This window comes from Sulfurimonas sp. (assembly GCF_023229025.1).
In the GTDB taxonomy this organism is placed as follows: Bacteria; Campylobacterota; Campylobacteria; order Campylobacterales; family Sulfurimonadaceae; genus Sulfurimonas.
The window spans coordinates 1-20,579 of the sequence record NZ_JALOAA010000008.1 but is presented as its reverse complement, the minus strand read 5'-3'; the positions used below and the strand labels follow the sequence as shown (position 1 = coordinate 20,579).

Sequence of the window (20,579 nt, the reverse complement as noted above, 5' to 3'; positions counted from 1 at the left end):
TTATCTACTTAGCTAAGGTAAGAACATGAACTTCATTATAAAGCTCTTTAAGGCGTTAAATTCCGGACAGACTCCATGGCAGATAACAGCAGCAATTGTCATGGGTATGATTATGGGGCTTACTCCCATAAGCGGTGTTCAAACTGTTCTGCTTCTATTTCTAGCACTCATAATAAATATTCATTTTGGGCTCTTTTTAGTCTCTAGTGCATTTTTTGCAGCTATAGGCTATATCTTTGACCCGCTTTTTGAGTCATTTGGATATATGATTCTTACTGCAGAGGCTCTGCAAGGAGTGTTTACATCAATGTATAACAGCGGTATTATGCGCCTTACATATTTCAACAATACTATTGTTCTAGGCTCATTTATAGTCGCTGTTCTTCTTGCTCTTCCTCTATATTTTATCTTAAACAGAGTTATAGAGACTTCACGCGGCAAGATTCTTCTTTTTATAGATAAGTACCCGCTTTTGGCAAAATTTGGCATTCTTAAAAAAAGCGATAAGAGAGATAGCACTTTTCGTATCATAGGTGTAGGCGTATTTATAGGAGCTACTGCTTTAGTTTTTGTTTTTGCCGTTGTTGTGGTAGATCCTGTCATAAAATTTACACTACAAAAAGGGGTATCAACCATAACAGGCAAAGAGGTTCTAATTAAAGATGTAGAGACAAGTTTTAGTGATGCTTCCTTACGCATTGCCGGTCTTGAAGTACAAGACGATAACGGCAAAACAAACAGCGTAAGCATTGAAAATATCTTGGCCGATTTAGATTTCAATGCACTTCTTTTGAGAAAAAAACATATGGAGCTTGTTCAAGTAACGGGCATCGGCTTTGACACGCCAAGCTCAAACCCAAAACCATCAGCAGCAAAAAAACCGTCAACGTCAGCAGCTTTGGGCTCATCTACATTTACTATGCCTGAAATAAAACTACCTACTCCAAAAGAGCTTCTAGCAAATGCAGATTTAAAATCTATACAAGTTTACAATCAAGCTCAAAAAGAGATAGATGAGATAAAAGCAAAATGGGAAAAAGTATATAAAGGGCAGCTTAGCTCAGATGTGATAAAAGAGTACAAAGAGGACCTTGAGGCCATAAAGTCGGCTTCAAAATCAAAAAACCCTACACAACTTTTAAAACTAAAAGATGATATTGCGGCATTTAAGAAGAAGATAGATACCCATAAAACAAAACTTGCATCTATAAAAAAAGATTTTGCGAAAGATAAAGCGCGCATATCAAAACTTATAAGTGAATTAAAAAGCGCTCCTAAGAGCGATTACAACAATTTAAAAAGTGCTTACTCATTCGATAGCAGCGGTGCAATAAATGTCGTAGGAGCAATCTTTGGCCAGAAGACAAAAGAGTATATAGCAGTAGCAAAAAAATATTATACGCTTGCCCAGCCATATATGAAAAGCGATACAAAAGTCGAGCCTCCAAAACCTCCGCGCGGAGAGGGAAGATGGATAAAGTTCAAAGAAGAGGTGCCATCTCCGGATATCTATGTAGCAAAAGTTGATATGAGCGGAAAGTTTAAGACTCAAGACTTTACGGGAGTTATCAACAACATAGCCGATGACCAAAAGCTTCTAGGCAGAGCCACTACCTTTAAAGTAACAAGCGATGGGGATGTAGTAGAGAAGTTTGTGCTTGAGGGAAAAGATGACAGGCTAGGTAAAATAGCTCATGAATCTGCAATCTTTAGTGCAAAAAAGATACCGCTTAGTAGTTTTGCACTCTCATCATTGAGGCTTGAAAAAAGCGATATTGCGCTTCAAGGAAGCGCTAATATCTACGGCTTGTCTAAACTGGAGCTAAAGAGTAGTTTTGATTTTAAAAATGCCGCTATCTCGATTAGCGGACTTGATGAAAAATATGCAGATATCGTCAACTCTACACTCTCGGAAGTAAAGGGTTTTTACGTTAAAACAGATGCAACAGGCTCACTTGAGTCTCCTTCTGTAGATATAAAAACGGATCTGGACAAAAAAATATCAGCAGCTCTTAGCAATGTTTTTGCAAAAGAGGCTAAAAAATATGAGGCCGAGCTTCAGACGATGCTAAATGAGAAGATGCAAGAGCAGCTAAACGGTCTAAACAGTTCTGTATCCGGCATACCTGATATAAACTCTTTGGTAGGCTCACAAAGCGGCGCGTTAGACAAACTCTTGTCCGACTCATCCTCACTTGGTACAAAACCCGCTATAGATTCAATTAAAAACCTGCTCCCTTTTTAAACAACCATAGATGCAAGTCACATTTCTTGCATCTATTTTTTCCTAACTTGATTGACAGGCGTTATATATTTTAATATACTACGCTTTTATATTTGGAGATGATTATGAAAAACAGCGTAAACGGTCGCTTTTGGATAAACAAATCAGAACATAACTTTCTGGGAGAAGGTAGAATTGAGCTTTTGATGCACATTGATAAAGATGGGTCAATAACAAAAGCGGCAAAATCTATGAAGATGAGCTACAGAGCCGCTTGGGATGCAGTTGATGCTATGAACAACCTCTCTGAATTTCCGCTTGTAACAAGTGCAAAAGGCGGCAAAGGCGGCGGCGGAACTCATCTTACAGAGTATGCAAAAGAGTTGATAAATACTTATAAAATTCTACAAGAAGAGCATCAGAGATTTCTTGATAATCTCTCAAAACGAGTAAGTGAAAAAAATGGTCACATCCACCTTTTGGGCAGTTTGGATATCCGCATAAGTGCAAGAAACCAGCTAAGGACAAAAGTTATTAAAATCCAAAAAGGAGCTCTTGAGAGCACCCTTTTTCTAGAACTAAACAACAAAGATGTAATAACCGCAATAATAACAAATGATTCACTAACTACTCTTGAAATCACTATAGGAACAGAGCTATATGCCCTATTTAAAGCCAACGCCTTGACTTTAAGTGATGACTCCTCATCGGCAAAAAATGATACAAACCGTTTTACGGGAAAAATTGTCCGAATAGAGCGTAATGATTTAAATGCAGAAATAATCATTGAATTAAAAGGCGGTAATACTGTCTGTTCAGTTCTTTCTATAGAGCTACTCGATAAATTAAATCTAAAAAACAGTATGCAATTAACTGCTTTTTGCAAACCGCAAAATATAATTTTAGGAAGATGGTAAAACTAAATAAATTAAAAATTGGAGGTCAAATGAGAGATGGAATATAAAAGTCTTGCAGCGCGAACTGCAAGAGAAATGTTTTGCAATAAAACAGTGAAAGTATAACAAATTAAAATAACATTAAAGGAAGATTGATGAAAATTAACCCAAAATTAAGCACTATTGCAATGTTTACACTACTTACAACATCCACAATGTGTGCAGATGAAGTTCTACCAAAGCAGACATTAAAGGCAAATTATCAAATTAAGCACAATGAACTTCCAAAATCAGTCAATAGTTTAACTGATATGTTTCAAGAGGGAGTTTTTTACGGGCGTCTTCGCTCAAATACCTTTCTTTATGATTGGGAGAGGGAGACTGCTTCACAAAATTCACATATCGTAAGCGGTATTGGTGGCTCTTTAGTATATAAAAGTGCAACATTTAATAACTTTGATTTTAGTGTGGGATTGTACTACTCAAAAGCTTTTTTTGATAATGAAGATGATCCGGTAGATAAATTAAAACCCGCAAAAGATCTTTTAAGCCGCTACGATTACTCTTCTAGCGGTGATAAATCAATGGCTGTCTTAGGAGAAGCTTTCATAAGCTACAAAGGTTTGCCAAAAACCGAAGTTCATCTAGGTCGTCAGCTTGTAGAGACCTTTTATACAAAATCAAACGACACAAAGATGATTCCCAACACTTTTGACGGTGCTGTAGTTGAAAATAAACTTCTGCCAAAAACTAGTGTAAAAATCGCTTACTTAGCAGAACAGAAGCTAAGAGACCACACCTCATCACACTCTGTCTTGGCTTATGATGATTCAGATACAGCCAATTATTCGACTTGGAATGGAAATGACGACTCTGCCATGCATAAAGGGCTCTCATATACAAACCTAAGTGCTGCAGGAGTAAGTACTGATGCGCCGCTTATTACCGGAGATATTAAAAATAGAGGTATAAAAAATCTCAATCTTGATACATCATTTTACTGGGTGCCTGAGCTATTATCAGAAGTTATGGTTGAAGCCAACTACAAAACTAAAATAGATGATTTTACTATTACGCCTGGTATAAGATATATAAAACAGTTTGATAACGGTGGTGGAAAAATTGGCGGGGCAAACCTTGATGGAAGCTTGGCAGGTGTAAGCGGATCAAGTGGTGGCTACAAAGATGCATCTTCTCTTGATTCTCAGATGATAGCAGCTCGCTTAGTTGGAACTTATGATATTTATAAACTTAATCTAGCCTATTCTGAAATATTTGATGAAGCAGATCTTGTAACACCTTGGAGAGGCTTTCCAACCGCAGGATATACTCGTTCAATGGCTCGTTATAACTGGAAAGCTAATACAAAAAGCTATCGTGCAGAACTACAAGTAAATGCAAATAACACGGGAGTCTATAGAGATCTATTAATCCAAGCTTCTGTCTTGCATACCGATGCAGATGAGAACAAAGGTCAATATGATGAAAACTACTACTACATAGGATTTATTCAAAACATTCCCTCTTTTGTTGACTTACAGTGGCGCTTGAGACTAGGTTATACAGATACAAAAAAAGCAGATGCAGACTCGTTGGATGCTCGTTTAGAGTTTAACTATCTATTTTAAGGATTAAAGATGAAAAAATTAATTTTAGTGTTTATGCTCTTTGGCTCTACTCTTTTTGCACAGACAATCAATATAGCCGTAGCTGCAAATGTGAGCTATGCTATGGAAGTTCTTTTAGATGAGTTCAGCAAAACAAATCCGGACACAGACGTAAAAGTTACGCTAGGAAGCAGCGGAAAATTAACGGCGCAGATAAAGCATGGAGCACCTTATGAACTTTTTATGTCGGCTAATATGATGTTTCCTGAATCTCTTTATAGTGATGAAATTGCTATAACAAAACCGATTGTATATGCGCAGGGAAGTTTGGCATATCTAAGCAGTAGTCAAAAAGATTTTTCAAAATCTATGGAGCTGCTAAAAGATAAAGCAATCGGAAAAATAGCTATTGCCAATCCAAAAACAGCTCCATACGGAAAAGCGGCAGTTGAAGCTATGAAAAACAGCGGTGTTTATGAAGATATAAAATCAAAACTTATCTACGCAGAGTCTATCTCTCAAACAGTCTCCTTTGCTATAACGGCAGCCGATATAGGTTTTATAGCTAAGTCATCTCTATACAGTCCAAAGATGTTACACTTCAAAGAGGGTATAAACTGGGTAGATGTAGATTCAGAACTCTACACTCCTATAAATCAAGGTATAGTCATTCTAAAGGGTGGCGAAAATGAAGAGGTCAGAGCTTTTTATGATTTTATGCTAAGTGATAGAGCAAAAAAGATTTTAAAAGATTTTGGATATTTAGTGCCATGAGTGGATTAACAGCAATAGTAAAAGATGTGCAAAAGCATGATAGCTTGCATATAGTAAAGTTTGATTGTGAGGGTCAAGTTTTGAGCATGATGAGTTTAGAGCTTGAAAAAACGATACAAAAAGGTCTCAAAGTAAAACTCTCTATGAAACCTACACATGTAGCTATTGCTAAAAATCTGCAAGGGGAACTTAGCTATAGCAATCAACTGCAAGCCACTATTGTCAAGCTTGAAAACGGCGTACTTTTAAGCAGTTTAAGCTTAAAGTTAGATAGTGGCAGCGTCATAGAGTCTATTATCACAAAAGAGTCATCAAATAGAATGAATTTACAAGTAGGTGAGCAGGTGTTAGTGCTTATAAAAGCAAATGAAATTTTTATAAAAGAGGTTTTGTCATGTTAGAGATTCTTAGTCAAATAGAGTTTGAACCCTTTTTGCTCTCTTTTAAATTAGCAGGGGTAACGACACTTATCCTTTTTATCCTAAGTGTACCTTCTGCATGGTATCTTTCACAAACAAAATCAAGGTCTAAGCCTATTTGGGAGGCTATTACAGCCCTTCCTTTAGTGCTTCCTCCCTCTGTAATTGGGTTTTATCTCCTAATAACTCTTTCACATAACTCACCGATTGGACTCTTTTTTGATGAGTATTTTGGAATAAAGCTGATTTTTAACTTTACCGGACTTGTAATAGCTAGCTGTTTTTACTCTCTTCCATTCATGATGCAACCTCTACAAGGTGGCTTTGAGAGTTTAAATAAAAATATTTTAGAGGCTAGTTACTTAGCGGGAAAAAGCAAATTTGAAACTGTTATAAAAGTAGCCTTACCTAACATGAAACCTGCTTTGATGACTGCTATTATCGTAACATTTGCTCATACTGTCGGAGAGTTTGGAGTAATTTTAATGGTAGGGGGGAGTATCCCAGGGGAGACCAAGGTAGCTTCGGTAGCTATTTATGAGATGGTAGAAGTTATGGATTATGAAGCGGCACATGTTTATAGTGTTATTATGCTCATAATCAGTTTTTTGGTGCTAATTAGTGTCTATATCTTTAACGGCAAGATGAAAAGGATTGGGCAAGCGTGATAAATATTAACATACAAAAAACTCTTCATGGAAGCAGTGGGGAGATGGATTTAAAGGTAGATTTAAGTATAGTGCAAAACGATTTTGTAGCACTTACGGGACAAAGCGGAAGCGGAAAAACAACACTTCTTAGAATCCTAGCCGGTCTTGAAGAGTCAAGAGGAGTTATAGAAGTAGGAGATGAGATTTGGCAAGATAGCAATAAGAGAATTTATTTAGCTCCGCAAAAAAGAAAAATAGGTTTCGTATTTCAAGATTATGCACTCTTTTCAAACATGAGCGTTGAAGATAATCTTTTATTTGTTAAAAAAGATAGAGAGTTGGCATCACATCTTTTAGAGATTACGGGCTTAGCTCTACTTAAAAATCGCCATACAAGCACTCTAAGCGGCGGGCAAAAACAGAGAGTGAGTTTATGCAGAGCTATGATGAACTCTCCAAAACTTCTACTGATGGATGAGCCTCTCTCTGCCCTTGATCCAAGCATGAGAACAAAACTACAAAATGAGATACTCTCTTTACACAAAGAGTTTGCTACTACCACTATTATGGTAAGCCATGATCCCAGCGAAATATATCGCTTAGCAAATCGCGCGGTAGTTCTTAATCTCGGGCAAGTCATAAATGAGGGTACCCCAAAAGAGATACTGCTTCAGACTAGCGGTTCTGCAAAGTTCTCTTTTGAAGGGGAGCTTCTTGATATCATCAAAGTTGATGTTATTCATGTAGCCGTTATCGCTATTGCTCAACAGATAGTAGAAGTTGTTGTAAGCCAAGAGGAGATTAAGAGACTCTCTATTGGGCAGATTGTTCGTGTGAGTACAAAGGCTTTTAGTCCAACAATTAGTGAGTGACGCAAGGCTTTTACACTCTATATGTAACTTAAGCATAATTAATATAGAATTTATCCTTCTATATATAAAATAAACTGGTAAGGCCATGAAGTATAAAAAAATAATTCAGACTACTTTAAAATCAAACTATGTTAATGTGCAAAACGACATGCGCACCTCCTACATGACAATAGATAAAAGCCTTATAGATATAGGAGACAAACTACAGTTTAATCTCTATGTTAATGACTTTCTAGCACATATGTCACTCTACCTTCAAAGCAATAGCGTTATTGATGAGGAGCATAAAAAGAGCCTAATGGAGATTGAGAGGCTATATATTGACAAAAAGCAAAAGAGCGAGTATGAATGTTTTATAGAAAAAAAGCTTCAAGATACAGTTGAGAACGAACAACTCTCTCTAAAAGAAAAAGCAGATATTATCTACACCTCCGCTTCAGAACTTACAAGCTCTCTCTATGAAAATCCAAATGCTCTGGAGAATGTACAACGCTCAAAGAATATTGTCGAGCCTATTTTACAAACTATTATCTATGATGAGAGCGCTATAAAATCATTTATAAAAATAATCGAGCATGACTACTACACTCATACTCACTCACTTAATGTCAGTATATACGCTCTTTGCCTCGGCTCTGAGCTTGGCATGAATGAGACAAAACTAAGTGCTCTTGGACGTTCCGCACTGCTTCATGATCTTGGCAAAAGTAGTGTAGATCTCAGTATACTAAACAAAATTGGGCTCCTTAACCATTCTGAGTTTGACCGCATGAAAAAACACCCCTCGCTTGGCTATGAAACCGCAATTAATATCGGTATTAAAGATAAAAATATATTAGACGGTATTCGCCATCACCATGAAAAACTTGACGGCATGGGTTATCCCGATGGGCTTAAGGGTAAAGAGATAACACTTTTTCCACGTATTATAGGAGTATGCGACATATTTGACGCACTAACCACACAACGCTCTTATAAAAAAGCTCTATGCTCTTATGATGCAATCTACCTAATGAAGACACATATGCATAAACATTTAGATATGAAAATCGTTGATACTTTTATAAAGATGCTTCATGAGTAACTCTCAAAAAAAATCTATAATTTATACAACAATAAAAAAGCTAAAATCTATTATGGATATAAATAGCAATAATATTGTCAGCTCCTTTTTTAAAAGGGCTCTCTTCTCCATCATATTTATCAGCATAATAAGTACTATATTTATAGTAAATTTTCAGCAATATAGCTTTTATAAATCGCTAGCAGACGAGATTAAAACAAATGTGGATTCTAAACTAGACAAATATAACCAAAATCTAAAACTCTCAGATATGAATATACTTAGAGAAGATGTAAAATCTTTGATGAAGGAGCTTGGATTTATCACAATAGAGATATATGATAGCAGTAAAGAGGGTGTTTTTGCTTTTAGCTCTCCGGGAGAGAGATTTGCCGATAAGCTAAAACTCATACAGGAGTATTACAACTTTATTAAGCATGAGTTCCCAACATCCAAGAAAATGAGCTATGATTTTTTTGAAGTCTCAAACGAGCATATTTTTATACAGATTTTTTACCCTATATACAAATCAGAAAAACTTCTTGGATATTTTGAAGGTATATCATATGTTGAGCCTATAGTTGTTAATAGATTTAAACGGGGTGTCTTTGCTACTGTAACTACTGTGATTTTAACTATTATAATCTTTTCTCTTTTGATCTTTCCTCTAATATACTTTGCATATAAAAAGCTAAATGCCCATAGACTAGAGCTATTGTCTAGTAATATTATGATGATTACAACACTTGGAGATGCAATTGCACTTAGAGATAGTGATACAAATGAGCATAACTACAGAGTAACCCTCTATGCGATTAAATTTGCACAGAGCCTAAATTTAGAGCATGAGAGCATTAAAGTATTGATAAAAGGAGCTTTTTTACATGATGTTGGAAAGATAGGGATATCGGACAACATTCTTCTTAAAAATGGAAGCTTAAATGAGAAAGAGTTTGAAATTATGAGAAGTCATGTAATTAAAGGAGTTGAGCTTGTCAACCATAACAGCTGGCTAGAAGATGCCAAAGATGTGATTTTGTATCATCATGAAAGATATGACGGAAGCGGTTACCCAAACAAGGTAATAGGCAAGGAGATACCGATAACTGCGAGAATATTTGCTATTGTAGATGTATTTGATGCACTAACTTCAAAAAGACCCTATAAAGAGCCATTTAGTTATGAAAAAAGTATCGAGATTTTAAAAGATGGTTATGATAAACATTTTGATGGGGAGTTGCTAAATCATTTCATTAAAATTTCCAATAAATTATATTTGGATACCGGATTAAAACAAAAAGAGGAGCTAAAAAAAGAGCTCGACAATCTAATAAAAAAGTACTTCTTAGAGTAACATATCTTACACAATTAAAAAAACCTATGTAAAAAATATAACCTTTTTTTTCTAGTACGATTTAAGGATAATTTACTACACTACTCGCATGAATAAATCACTGCGGATAGTTTATAATTACCACGAGAGAACAAAACACTCCAAACTTAGATATGCCCGTTCACTTGGCTTTATGGATTGGGCTACTCAACCGGATCCTTTTAGAACATACAGTGGTGCAAGAGTTTTAAAGCTTCCTTTAGCATTACAAAACTCTACTCCACCCTACCATCTACTTGACTGTGACCTGCCATCAGCTCCACTTCTAAAAGAGTCGATATCTCAGCTTCTGCAGTTTTCTATGGCAATTGCTGCTTACAAGGAATCAGGTGGCAGTTCGTGGGCTGTCAGATGCAACGCTTCTAGTGGAAATCTGCATCCAACTGAAGCTTATCTAATGCTTCCTCCTCTTATGAGTGAGCAAGACAATAAAAGCACTGTCTTTCACTACAACCCAAAAGAGCATGCACTAGAGATGCTTGCAAGTTTTGATACAAACTTTTGGAAAGAACTGCCTGCTTGGAGTTTTATAGTAGGACTATCTAGCATCTCATGGCGTGAAGTCTGGAAATACGGTGAACGCGCATTTCGTTACACTCAACTAGATGTGGGGCATGCGTGGCAGGCTTTTGTAATTTCTGCAAAGATGCTTGGGTGGAGAGTTACAAGGCTAGATAACGTAAGCGATGCTGATATTTCTACTCTTTTAGGGCTCTTGCAAAAGAGTAGATTTTTTGAAGATGAGACTCCGGATATGCTTTTTGTTATCTCTCCCGAAGATGTGGACTCAAATCTATCAGTAGATACGCTAGTAGAGAGTATTCCTCTAAAATTTGAAGGCATTGCAAATAGACTAAGCCCTTCTATGCAAAAGTGGGATATAATCCCAGCCATAGAAGAAGCAACATCAGAGCCTCAAATACCCCAACCCAAAACTCTAAAGAGCCAAGTCACAAGAGCTCCAAGTAAAGAGTCAAAGGATGTAGTACTAAATAGAAGAAGTGTACATGTAATGGACAAATCTAGCATTACAAAAGAGCAGTTTCACACTTTACTAAACTCTGTACTTAACTCACAAGATGCAAAAGAAAACTCAGCTCATTTGGCTATTTTTGTGCATAGAGTTGAGAATTATAAGAGCGGTTTATATATACTTATAAGAAATCCTAAAGCTAAAGAGGATTTAGAAAAAGAGTTGGATGTGAAGTTTAGCTGGGGTGCTCTAGAGTTTGAGCATCTATATCTGCTTGAATCGGGAGATTTTACCGCTATCTCAAAAGCAATCAGTTGCTCTCAAAATATTGCAAGTGATGGTGCTTTTAGCCTCTCAATGTTATGTAACTTTACAAACGAACTTCAAACTTACGGGGCACATAGATATAAAGAGCTCTACTGGGAGTGTGGAGCTATAGGTCAACAGCTATATCTAGAAGCTACTTCAATGGGATTGTCAGGGACTGGGATTGGATGTTTTTTAGATGATGAGATGCATGAGCTGCTAGGTCTAAAGAGTAGTCGTTATCAGGTTTTATACAACTTTACCGTAGGGCGTGGATATGTAGATAGTCGCATTTTAACGCGACGGCCTTACTAAATTTTAGATACTAATTTGTGATACTTTTCTCTTGGTTAAATTTAGATACAAAAGCTCTTTTTAAAATAATATATTGTTATATAATATAAAAACAATTACTTTTATGAGATAATAGGTTAAATTACTTCTAAGGAGTTAGTTATGGATCTTTTCTCACCTATTAAAATCGGAGCCTACTCTTTAAAAAACAGAATATTTATGGCTCCTATGACACGATGTAGAAGCGTTAAAGACGGTGTGCCAAATGAGATGATGGCTGCCTACTATTCTCAAAGAGCCTCGGCAGGATTGATTATATCTGAAGCAACACAAATCTCAACTCAGGCTATAGGCTACCCCTTTACTCCCGGAATTCACACCAATGAACAGATTAAGGGGTGGAAAAAAGTGACTAAAGCTGTGCATGACAGGGGCGGCAGAATCTTTATGCAACTTTGGCATGTAGGTAGAATCTCTCACTCCTCTTTTAATGAAGGAAAACTGCCGGTAGCTCCTTCTGCCATCAAACCAGCCGGAGAGATTTACACTTATGATGGAATGAAAGAGTTTGAAACACCAAAAGCTCTTAGTGCTAGGGAGATACAAGAGATTGTCAAAGAGTTTGCCCAAGGCGCAAAAAATGCTATAGAAGCTGGTTTTGACGGTGTTGAAATACATAGCGCAAACGGTTATCTGCTTGATCAGTTTTTACGTGATGGAACAAACATTAGAGAAGATGAGTATGGTTCAAACATTAAAAACAGAAGCCGTTTTCTTTTTGATGTCATAAAAGCGATGAGTAGTGAAATCGGCTCAGATAAAATAGGAGTCAGACTCTCTCCAAGCGGCACTTTTAATGGTATGACAGACTCTAACCCAAAAGAGCACTTTACCTATGTTTGTGAAAAGTTAAATAATTTTAATCTTGCTTATCTTCACATCATAGATGCCCTTGAAGGCGATATAAAGCATGGAGCAAAGGTAGTCGAACTCTCTATATTAAGAGACGCATATAAAGGAGTTTTGATTGCAAATGGAGCGTATGATAAAAAGAGGGGAAATACAGCTATACAAAGCGGTTTGGCTGATGCCGTAGCATTTGGAGCGCTTTTTCTTGCAAATCCTGACTTGCCTGAACGTTTTAAAGCAGACGCAGCTCTTAATAGAGCCGATAGCTCAACATTCTATACAAATGATGAGAAAGGCTATACTGATTATCCCTGCATTGTAAAAAATTAGTTGGGCTTTTAGCCCTCTTTTGCCATCTCTACAAGAAGAAGATGAAGACTCTCTATCGCTTTGACATGTAAGGTTTCATCTTCAACCTTAGCAGCATCTCCCTGCGAAAAAGTTGTGCCGTTAATGTCCGCACTTCCCTCCATTACTTTTACATATAGTGCTCTGCCCTTTTGAAGCTCAAAATCCAGTTTTTTTCCAGCATCTATTTCAGAAGCATACATTGAAGCATCTTGATAGATATCTATTTTTGCACCGCTACCACGGGGACCGGCAATATGCAGCCATCTGTTGTGCCTGTCTTCAAGCTCAAACTCTCTAGAGCCATACTTAGGCACAAGCCCCTTCTCTTTTGGAACAATCCATGTTTGGATAAGATGTAGCTCTTGCTCCCCTGCGTTTATCTCAGAATGAGTAATGCCTGTTCCAGCACTCATATACTGAACACAACCGCGGCTCAAGCTCTCCATATGCCCCATTGAGTCCTGATGCGTCAACTCTCCTCTTAAGACATAAGTTATTATCTCCATATCATTGTGAGGATGTTCTCCAAAGCCCTTAAAAGGCTCTATAAGGTCATCATTCATCACGCGAAGCACTCCGTAATGCATATTATTAATATCCCTATACTCTGCAAATGAGAAGTGAAAACGGCTTTTAAGCCACCCATGGTCTGCTAAATACAAGGAATCAAACGCTATATGTTTTATCATTTTTTCTCTCCATAACTATTTTTTTATTAACTAGTAACAATCTTAAAAAATAAAGACTCTGTTTCGACCGTTGTTCTTGGCTTTATAGAGAGCTTCATCCGCATATCTATAGATATCGCTAGTGCTCTTCATAGAGTCAGGCTTTACTACAATCAATCCCATTGAAACGGTTACATAACTACTTACTTGGCTCTCCTTATGCTCAATTTTTTCGTTTTCAATACTCTCTCTTATCCTATTTGCAAAATCAAAAGCTTCTGTTTCGCTCATTCCCACGCATATGATACCAAACTCTTCTCCACCAAGCCTAAATGCCATATCTCCTGCTCTTTTTAAAGAGTTTTTTAATTTTTTTGCCACCATTTTTATTGCTCTATCACCGGCTTGATGCCCGTAAGTATCATTATACATTTTAAAAAAATCAATATCCAAAATAATAAATATAAATGTCTGCTCTGTTCTTTTTTGGACGTTTAAACAGTTTTCAAACACCTGATCAAAATATCTTCTATTGTATAAATTAGTCATACTGTCTGTTATAGTAAGCTCCTCTATTTTGTCAATAAACTTTCTGTTTTTATAATAAAAAAGTATATTTATATAGATGACAAACAGCATGGACATAAGTCCGCCAAAGAGGATATAAGTAGAGAGTCGTCTCTTTTCTATTAGGGATTTATTTAAAGAATCTAAGTTAGAGTTATAGAGCTCTATTATCACTTCAATATTTTTTGTTATCAGCTCATAAGCTTCATATGACTCAATAAAGGCACTCTTCTCTAGCAGCTCATCTTTGGTATAGTCGATTATATTTTTTTGTGCCTGAGTCATTTTTTTATAATCTTCTCTGATTTTATCATGCTTTGAACTCTTGTAAAATTGAAGCAAATTCTGCTCTAACTTATTTAATTTCTCTTCTATTTTATCCATTTGTGTTGTAACTATTTTTTTTTGATTTTCAGTAAATTCCATATCATTTACGCTAGATGCTATTGCCCTTATTTGTCCATTGTGTTCAATAATTTCAGGAAGCAGATAAACAATGTTGTTAGTTAAAATATAGTCATTTAGTTTTGATTCTAAGGGGAGTTCAAAAGAGTAAGATATACGATGTGAGAAGATCATAAGCTTATATATTATCTCGGTAAGCTTTTCAAAACTCACATTTTCAAAAAAATTATCTTCTATAACATATAAAAACTCAGAGAACTCCTTTTTTAAAGATCTATCTTTAATTAAAATGAGTTTTTCTCTTAGTGATATTATGTTTTTTGAGACATTCTCTCTAAAGAGTTGTAGATTTTTTGTAGATTTTTCGCTTGGTTCTTCCAAACAGCTCAAACCTCTTACTTTTTGAATATCAAAAATAGTTCTCTCAACCTCTTTTATTATAGTAAGAGCTTCTATCTTAGAAGATAATATATCAATATCTTTTTGTACATGAATAAAAGCATAAGAGAATATTACAACGATACTTAGTGCGGGCATTATTGTCACTAAAACAAAATACTTAAGTTTTTTAACTTCCATCATTGAGATACCCTCTTTTATACTTTAGTTAATATTTATTAAAAATAAGCTTTACTCAAATAAAAACCTTTGCCAAATATAAGTCATATTCGACTATAATAGCAGCAACAAGCATAATATTATCTACTGAAAGAATTAATAATTGAACTGGCTAAACTTTTTTAAACCTAAAACCGAGAATAAGCACTCATTTGGAAGAGGCATAAACGCAAACCTCTCTAAAGATGAAGAAGATTTGTTTAATAAATCAAACGAAGCATTTGAAGCAAAAGATATACTGAGTGCTTATGAGTATTTTTTAAAATCTCTTGAAAATTTTTCAAAAGGCAAATCAAATCAAAATATTATAATTACAAAAGATGAAGCGAAACTAAGCTTTGAAATATTTCAAGGAACGGCAAGAGTAACAGGCGTAATCACAAAAGAGAGCCTCTATGCACAAGCCATACTCATAAAAAAAGCATCGGCAAACGTTGCCCTTAAACGACTTATCTTAGAGAGAAACTACCAGCTGACATACGCTTACTACTTTAGTAATGATGAGTATATAAAATTAAAACTTTTTCTTGATAATATAACCATGACTCCTCAAAAAGTCTTCTTTCCTCTACGTGAAATAGCGCTTAATGCAGATTTTGACAAAGAGTATATTAGAAGTGAGTTTTCGGATGTAGCTATTGAAGATATTGATCATCTAATGCCCGTTAATGAGGATGAACTTCTTCTAAAATATGATTTTATGCACAGATGGATTGAGGAGGTAAAGAGAAAAATAACCACACTTCCATCAAATGACAATGCGGCGATGCAGTCGTTTATACTCCTTTACCTAATATTTAAAATTGATTATCTTTTAGTTGCAAAATATAGCATATTTCAAAAATCAAGCAGAAAAATAACAGAGTATTTTAGTAGTGAAAATCTAAGTGTAGAGTCAAAGAATGAAGAGATAAGAGAGTATATAAATGAGCTTCATGAGATGAGCTTTGAAGAGTTCAAAACTAATTTTTATGATGCAAAATATACTTTTAATCCAAGTGATCGTTCATCTCATGAGGAGATAGAAATTTTTATAACTGAATCTTTAGCAAAGATAAGATGGTACAAAAACAATAGGTACAATCAGGTAATTCCAACCATGTACAAATATGTAGCACTCTATCTACTTTACAATTATGGGCTTCATCCGGCAACAAAGGCGCTTCTTCATACATATATAGAAATTCAAAATCCAGATTTTTTCAAAGCGCTTGGATACGCTCCGCTTTATGATATAGAGAGTTCTACTTTCTCAAAAAAAGCTATTATCAATAAAATCAAAGATATTATTCTCTCACATCAAAGTCGTTACAAAATGCTAAAACCTTTTGGAGATAAACTTAACTTTACTTCACTCAATGAATTTAGCAACAGTTTTTATCTACAGCTAAAAAATCTTGACTTTGAAGAGATATAATTATGATGAATACACAATCCATACTAGAGACTTACGCCGAGAACATTATACAAATTATGACGCCATACGGTAGCGGTACGGGCTTTATAGTTGATGACTTGATTGTCACAAACTCCCATGTAGTCGCAGGTCTCAAAGAGGTTGTCATAAGTGCGAAAAAAATTAAAAGGAGCATAGCTAAAGTTGTATATGACGATGCATATTTTGATCTTGCATTTATTAGCTTTGACTTTGTAAAACCAAAAAATCCGCTTCTTTTATCTACTAAAATAGTACAAAACGGTGACACGACAATTGCCATAGGTCACCCTTATGGGCTTAACTATAGTGCTACGGAGGGGATAGTCTCAAAGGCCTCAAGAATCTACGGCGAACTTGAATATATTCAAGTTGATGCTGCAATAAATCCGGGAAATAGCGGAGGACCTCTTCTAAATACCGATGGAGAAGTTATAGGTGTAAACACATTTATAATACAAGACTCAAATAATCTAGGATTTGCACTTCCATACTTCTATGTTGATGAAGCAATAAAGAGCTATAAGAGTCTAAATAGTCAAAATATTTTAAAATGCCCCTCATGCAAGAATTTAATCAAAGAAGAAGATATTGAAAATGATTACTGCCCACGGTGCGGAATTAAGCTAGAGATTGCAAAACTTCGCACAAAAGGCTATAAACCAACAGGCAGCATAAAACTTTTAGAAAAGATTTTAGAGGCTTTGGAGGTAAATGTAACACTCTCAAGAAGATCTCAAGCATCATGGAGAGTCGATTACGGCTCTGCACGTATTGAGATAAACTACTATGACAACGGAATTATCATTGGCGATTCAAAGCTTTGTGTTATACCTAAAGAGAATATAGCGCAAATTTATGACTTCTTGCTAAGCGAAAATAACAAGCTATCATATCTGCGCTTCTCTATTAATGAAAACTTTATATATCTATCTTATATTATAATTGATTCATCACTGACATTAGAAGAGGGAAAAACTGCAATAGAGAGACTTTTTAAAAAAGCAGATGAGTATGATGATATTTTAATTAATAAGTTTGGTGCTATAAAACAAAAACGAGATGAAGAGGATTAAAAAATATGAGTAAATTTTTAGAGTTTAGAGTAGATTTGAAGAGTTTTATTAAAGAACTAAATGAGAGAGTTGAGAAAAATAACAAAAAAGTTGAAAAACTTTTAAAGATAAAAGAGAAGTGCTTTGCAAATTTTGTAAAGCCTCTAGAGCTTATGGATGAGACTTTAGAGCAGTTTTTCACTCCTATGTCGCATCTAAATTCAGTCAAAAATACAAAAAAAACCCAAGAAGTCTATGCCGCATCACTCCCTATTATTACCGAGTATTCAACAAAACTCTCCCAAAATTTAGAGATTTACAAAGCTTACAAAGAGATAGAAAAAAAAGAGCAAAAAAGCCTAAATCAAGAACAAAAAAGAGTTTTAGAGTTAAATATACAAGGCTTTGAGTTAAGCGGTGCACACCTAGATGAAAAAACAAAAAAGAGGCTTCAAGAGATAAATATAAGAAAAAGTGAGCTCTCAAATAACTTCTCGCAAAATCTTCTTGATGCCACTAACGAATATGAGTATATTATTAACAATGAAGATGATGTCAAAGGAATGCCAAAGAGCGATTTGCTAAATGCAAAGATTAAAAAAGACGGTGTTACAAAATATAGATTTACGCTTCAAATGCCGTCATACATAGCCTACATGACATATGGAAGAAATGAAAAAATAAGAGAAGAGCTCTACCGTGCCTATGTTACAAGAGCACCTCAAAATGCACAAATAATCGATGAACTTTTATCTCTAAAATATGAGATGAGCAGGCTTCTGGGCTTTAATAGCTACGCTGAATACTCACTTGCTAGCAAGATGGCAAAAGATAACAAAAGCGTTATCTCATTTTTAGAAAAACTGATTAAGAACTCCAAAAAACAAGCTAAAAAAGAGTTGCAAGAGATTGAAAAAATAGCTAAAAAATCTCTAAAGAGCTTTGATAGTGCCTACTACAGCGAACTTCTTAAAAAAGAGAAATATGAGATTGATGAGGAGTTGTACCGACCATATTTTGAGCAGATGAATGTTTTAGAGGGGATGTTTGGTTTTCTAAATAAGCTTTTTAAAATTACATTCAAAAAAACATCTGAGGAGCTATGGCATAAAAAGGCGCTCTCTTATGATTTATATGAGGGCAGTAAGCTAAAAGCAAGGCTCTATCTTGATTTAGAGGCTAGAAAAGGCAAACAAGGCGGTGCATGGATGAACAACTTCCAAACTCATTGCCAAGATGAAAAGGGCAATGAACAGCTTGCATCTGCCGTAATAGTTTGTAATTTCCCTCCATCTTCTAGTAAAAATCCATCTCTTCTAAGACACGATGATGTCGTGACACTATTTCATGAGATGGGACATGCTCTACATCATATGCTAAGTAGTGTAAATGAGAACGGAGTAAGCGGCGTAAATGGCGTAGAGTGGGATGCGGTTGAGTTTCCATCACAATTCTTAGAAAACTTCGCATATGAACCTACCGTTCTTAAGTTATTTGCATCTCACTATAAGACAGATGAGATTATACCTGATGAGATGATAGAGAAGTTAGTGCAAAGTAAAAACTTTCTCTCAGCTCTTGGGATGCTAAGACAACTAGAGTTCTCTCTGTTTGATTTTAAACTTCACACAAAACTCTACCAAAAAGAAGAAGTGCAAAACTTGCTAGACTCTATTAGAGAAGAGACAGCACTTATAAAACCACCCTCATACAATAAGTTTCAAAATGGCTTCTCACATATATTTGCGGGTGGTTATGCTGCTGGATACTACAGCTATAAATGGGCTGAAGTATTAAGCGCTGATGCCTTCTTTAGCGTTGCTCAGGAGGGGATATTTGATTCTAAAATTGCTAAGAAGTACCTAGATATAGTTCTAAAAGGCGGGGGAGCAAAAAGTATGGGCGAACTATTTAAAGAGCTGATGGGGCGTGAACCAAATCCTGATAATCTGCTTAGGCTAAATGGAATTTTATAGTGAAATTTCTGCTTTTTACAATAATATTTTGTGCAACGCTTTTTGGAGAAACTGTTTTGAAAATAGCAACATATAATGTTGAAAATCTCTTTGATCTACAAAAGAGCGGCCATGAATACAGTGAGTATATACCCAACACTGCATCGGGGTGGAATCAAAAAAATTATAAAATAAAACTAAAAAATATTGCACAAGTCATAAGAGATATTAATGCAGATATTATTGCGCTTCAAGAGGTAGAGTCTCTTCAAGCACTTTTAGATCTTAGATTTACACTAAAGCAAAATGGCTTGTATTACCAATACTACTCTATTGCAGATAAAAAAAACACTACCGTAAAAGTAGCACTCCTTAGCAAGCTACCTTTTATATACTCTAAAGAGCTAAGTGTAACACAAAGCAGTGAGTATAGAAATATTTTAGAGACAAAATTCAAAATTAATAACAAAGAGCTATATATTTTTACAAACCACTGGAAGTCAAAAAGCGGTCCTGAGAGCATGAGAGTACTCTCTGCAAAAACTTTAAAAAAGAGAGTTATGGAGATAGGCTTTGAAAAAAACATAATTCTTCTTGGAGATTTCAATTCTGACTATGAAGAGTATATAAAATTTAAAAGAAAAAGAAAGCACAACAATACAGACGGTATAACAGGGATTAATCATATTTTAGGAACAATAAATCAAAGAGATAGCACTAAGAGAATAAAATATACAAAAGAGAGCTTTTACAACCTTTGGTATGACACAAACAAAGAGAAAAGATATACATACATATATAGAGGCAAAAAAGAGGTCTTAGATAATATACTTATATCTCAATCTCTACTAGTCAATAAAGATATCTCCTATGTAAGCGGAACAATCTCAAACTTTGACGAAGAGTATCTCTTTAAGAAGAAGAGTATAAAAAGATGGGAAATTTCACGTGCTAAAGTCAGAAAACATAGAGGCAAAGGTTATTCAGACCACCTGCCCTTAACTGCAAAGTTTAAAATTAATTAATAAAATAAAATTTTTGAAAAGAAATTGTAAGAAGTAAAGATTAAATTAGAAGTAAAAATGATCAACTAGGCAGCGACCTACATTTCCACACCTGAAAGGTGCAGTATTATCAGCGATGAG

General features: G+C 35.4%; 17 protein-coding genes. 15 read left to right on the top strand and 2 right to left on the bottom strand.

Features of this window, described 5'->3' with window-relative positions; all coding sequences use genetic code 11:
* The first annotated feature begins 25 nt into the window (after nt 1-25).
* From M0Q20_RS03215 to M0Q20_RS03165, 11 genes are all read left to right on the top strand, one after another.
* Complete coding sequence (locus M0Q20_RS03215) at nt 26-2,245, top strand: TIGR03545 family protein (protein ID WP_295058721.1); 2,220 nt, start codon at nt 26-28, stop codon at nt 2,243-2,245.
* Between the two features lie 104 nt (nt 2,246-2,349).
* The gene (locus M0Q20_RS03210; protein ID WP_295058720.1) at nt 2,350-3,141 is read left to right on the top strand and encodes a TOBE domain-containing protein; all 792 of its coding nucleotides are present in this window, start codon (nt 2,350-2,352) and stop codon (nt 3,139-3,141) included.
* Nucleotides 3,142-3,275: 134 nt separating this feature from the next.
* Nucleotides 3,276-4,748, top strand: coding sequence for a hypothetical protein (locus M0Q20_RS03205; protein WP_295058719.1), 1,473 nt, complete (start codon nt 3,276-3,278; stop codon nt 4,746-4,748).
* A gap of 9 nt (nt 4,749-4,757) precedes the next feature.
* Nucleotides 4,758-5,501 carry a molybdate ABC transporter substrate-binding protein gene (gene modA / locus M0Q20_RS03200; RefSeq protein WP_295058718.1) on the top strand — a complete coding sequence of 248 codons (744 nt, stop codon included), beginning with the start codon at nt 4,758-4,760 and terminating at the stop codon, nt 5,499-5,501.
* Nucleotides 5,498-5,902, top strand: coding sequence for a TOBE domain-containing protein (locus M0Q20_RS03195; RefSeq protein WP_295058717.1), 405 nt, complete (start codon nt 5,498-5,500; stop codon nt 5,900-5,902). The genes modA and M0Q20_RS03195 overlap by 4 nt, the downstream gene beginning before the upstream one ends.
* On the top strand, nt 5,896-6,588 hold the full coding sequence (modB, locus tag M0Q20_RS03190) for a molybdate ABC transporter permease subunit (RefSeq protein ID WP_295058716.1): 693 nt from the start codon (nt 5,896-5,898) through the stop codon (nt 6,586-6,588). The genes M0Q20_RS03195 and modB overlap by 7 nt, the downstream gene beginning before the upstream one ends.
* The gene (locus tag M0Q20_RS03185) at nt 6,585-7,442 is read left to right on the top strand and encodes an ATP-binding cassette domain-containing protein (protein WP_295058715.1); all 858 of its coding nucleotides are present in this window, start codon (nt 6,585-6,587) and stop codon (nt 7,440-7,442) included. Before modB ends, M0Q20_RS03185 begins: the two co-directional genes overlap by 4 nt.
* Nucleotides 7,443-7,527: 85 nt before the next feature.
* Complete coding sequence (locus M0Q20_RS03180) at nt 7,528-8,526, top strand: HD domain-containing phosphohydrolase (RefSeq protein ID WP_295058714.1); 999 nt, start codon at nt 7,528-7,530, stop codon at nt 8,524-8,526.
* On the top strand, nt 8,519-9,859 hold the full coding sequence (locus M0Q20_RS03175) for an HD domain-containing phosphohydrolase (RefSeq protein ID WP_295058713.1): 1,341 nt from the start codon (nt 8,519-8,521) through the stop codon (nt 9,857-9,859). Before M0Q20_RS03180 ends, M0Q20_RS03175 begins: the two co-directional genes overlap by 8 nt.
* An 88-nt stretch (nt 9,860-9,947) precedes the next feature.
* Nucleotides 9,948-11,492 (top strand): SagB/ThcOx family dehydrogenase, encoded by a 1,545-nt coding sequence (locus M0Q20_RS03170; RefSeq protein ID WP_295058712.1) that lies wholly within the window; start codon nt 9,948-9,950, stop codon nt 11,490-11,492.
* A gap of 141 nt (nt 11,493-11,633) precedes the next feature.
* On the top strand, nt 11,634-12,710 hold the full coding sequence (locus tag M0Q20_RS03165) for an alkene reductase (protein ID WP_295058711.1): 1,077 nt from the start codon (nt 11,634-11,636) through the stop codon (nt 12,708-12,710).
* 8 nt (nt 12,711-12,718) lie between these two features.
* On the opposite strand, the gene M0Q20_RS03160 is transcribed toward M0Q20_RS03165, so the two are convergent.
* The gene (locus M0Q20_RS03160) at nt 12,719-13,420 is read right to left on the bottom strand and encodes a pirin family protein (protein ID WP_295058710.1); all 702 of its coding nucleotides are present in this window, start codon (nt 13,418-13,420) and stop codon (nt 12,719-12,721) included.
* 42 nt (nt 13,421-13,462) lie between these two features.
* On the bottom strand, nt 13,463-14,953 hold the full coding sequence (locus M0Q20_RS03155; protein WP_295058709.1) for a GGDEF domain-containing protein: 1,491 nt from the start codon (nt 14,951-14,953) through the stop codon (nt 13,463-13,465).
* A gap of 139 nt (nt 14,954-15,092) precedes the next feature.
* On the opposite strand from M0Q20_RS03155, the gene M0Q20_RS03150 reads away from it, so the two are divergent.
* The 4 genes from M0Q20_RS03150 to M0Q20_RS03135 are packed head-to-tail and all read left to right on the top strand — an operon-like array spanning nt 15,093 to nt 20,459.
* Nucleotides 15,093-16,406 (top strand): hypothetical protein, encoded by a 1,314-nt coding sequence (locus M0Q20_RS03150; protein ID WP_295058708.1) that lies wholly within the window; start codon nt 15,093-15,095, stop codon nt 16,404-16,406.
* A 2-nt stretch (nt 16,407-16,408) separates the two neighbouring features.
* A complete protein-coding gene (locus tag M0Q20_RS03145; protein WP_295058707.1) occupies nt 16,409-17,500 on the top strand; it encodes a trypsin-like peptidase domain-containing protein in 1,092 nt (363 codons plus the stop codon).
* 5 nt (nt 17,501-17,505) lie between these two features.
* On the top strand, nt 17,506-19,455 hold the full coding sequence (locus M0Q20_RS03140; RefSeq protein ID WP_295058706.1) for a M3 family metallopeptidase: 1,950 nt from the start codon (nt 17,506-17,508) through the stop codon (nt 19,453-19,455).
* Nucleotides 19,455-20,459: an endonuclease/exonuclease/phosphatase family protein gene (locus M0Q20_RS03135; RefSeq protein ID WP_295058705.1), complete on the top strand. Its 1,005-nt coding sequence runs from the start codon at nt 19,455-19,457 to the stop codon at nt 20,457-20,459. The genes M0Q20_RS03140 and M0Q20_RS03135 overlap by 1 nt, the downstream gene beginning before the upstream one ends.
* The last annotated feature ends 120 nt before the right edge of the window (nt 20,460-20,579 follow it).

What these genes read in the sequence shown, in the direction of transcription:
- M0Q20_RS03215 (WP_295058721.1), top strand. Translation starts at nt 26, where the DNA reads ATGAACTTCATTATAAAGCTCTTTAAGGCGTTAAATTCCGGACAGACT.
- M0Q20_RS03210 (WP_295058720.1), top strand. Translation starts at nt 2,350, where the DNA reads ATGAAAAACAGCGTAAACGGTCGCTTTTGGATAAACAAATCAGAACAT.
- M0Q20_RS03205 (WP_295058719.1), top strand. Translation starts at nt 3,276, where the DNA reads ATGAAAATTAACCCAAAATTAAGCACTATTGCAATGTTTACACTACTT.
- modA (WP_295058718.1), top strand. Translation starts at nt 4,758, where the DNA reads ATGAAAAAATTAATTTTAGTGTTTATGCTCTTTGGCTCTACTCTTTTT.
- M0Q20_RS03195 (WP_295058717.1), top strand. Translation starts at nt 5,498, where the DNA reads ATGAGTGGATTAACAGCAATAGTAAAAGATGTGCAAAAGCATGATAGC.
- modB (WP_295058716.1), top strand. Translation starts at nt 5,896, where the DNA reads ATGTTAGAGATTCTTAGTCAAATAGAGTTTGAACCCTTTTTGCTCTCT.
- M0Q20_RS03180 (WP_295058714.1), top strand. Translation starts at nt 7,528, where the DNA reads ATGAAGTATAAAAAAATAATTCAGACTACTTTAAAATCAAACTATGTT.
- M0Q20_RS03175 (WP_295058713.1), top strand. Translation starts at nt 8,519, where the DNA reads ATGAGTAACTCTCAAAAAAAATCTATAATTTATACAACAATAAAAAAG.
- M0Q20_RS03170 (WP_295058712.1), top strand. Translation starts at nt 9,948, where the DNA reads ATGAATAAATCACTGCGGATAGTTTATAATTACCACGAGAGAACAAAA.
- M0Q20_RS03165 (WP_295058711.1), top strand. Translation starts at nt 11,634, where the DNA reads ATGGATCTTTTCTCACCTATTAAAATCGGAGCCTACTCTTTAAAAAAC.
- M0Q20_RS03160 (WP_295058710.1), bottom strand. Translation starts at nt 13,420, where the DNA reads ATGATAAAACATATAGCGTTTGATTCCTTGTATTTAGCAGACCATGGG.
- M0Q20_RS03155 (WP_295058709.1), bottom strand. Translation starts at nt 14,953, where the DNA reads ATGATGGAAGTTAAAAAACTTAAGTATTTTGTTTTAGTGACAATAATG.
- M0Q20_RS03145 (WP_295058707.1), top strand. Translation starts at nt 16,409, where the DNA reads ATGATGAATACACAATCCATACTAGAGACTTACGCCGAGAACATTATA.
- M0Q20_RS03140 (WP_295058706.1), top strand. Translation starts at nt 17,506, where the DNA reads ATGAGTAAATTTTTAGAGTTTAGAGTAGATTTGAAGAGTTTTATTAAA.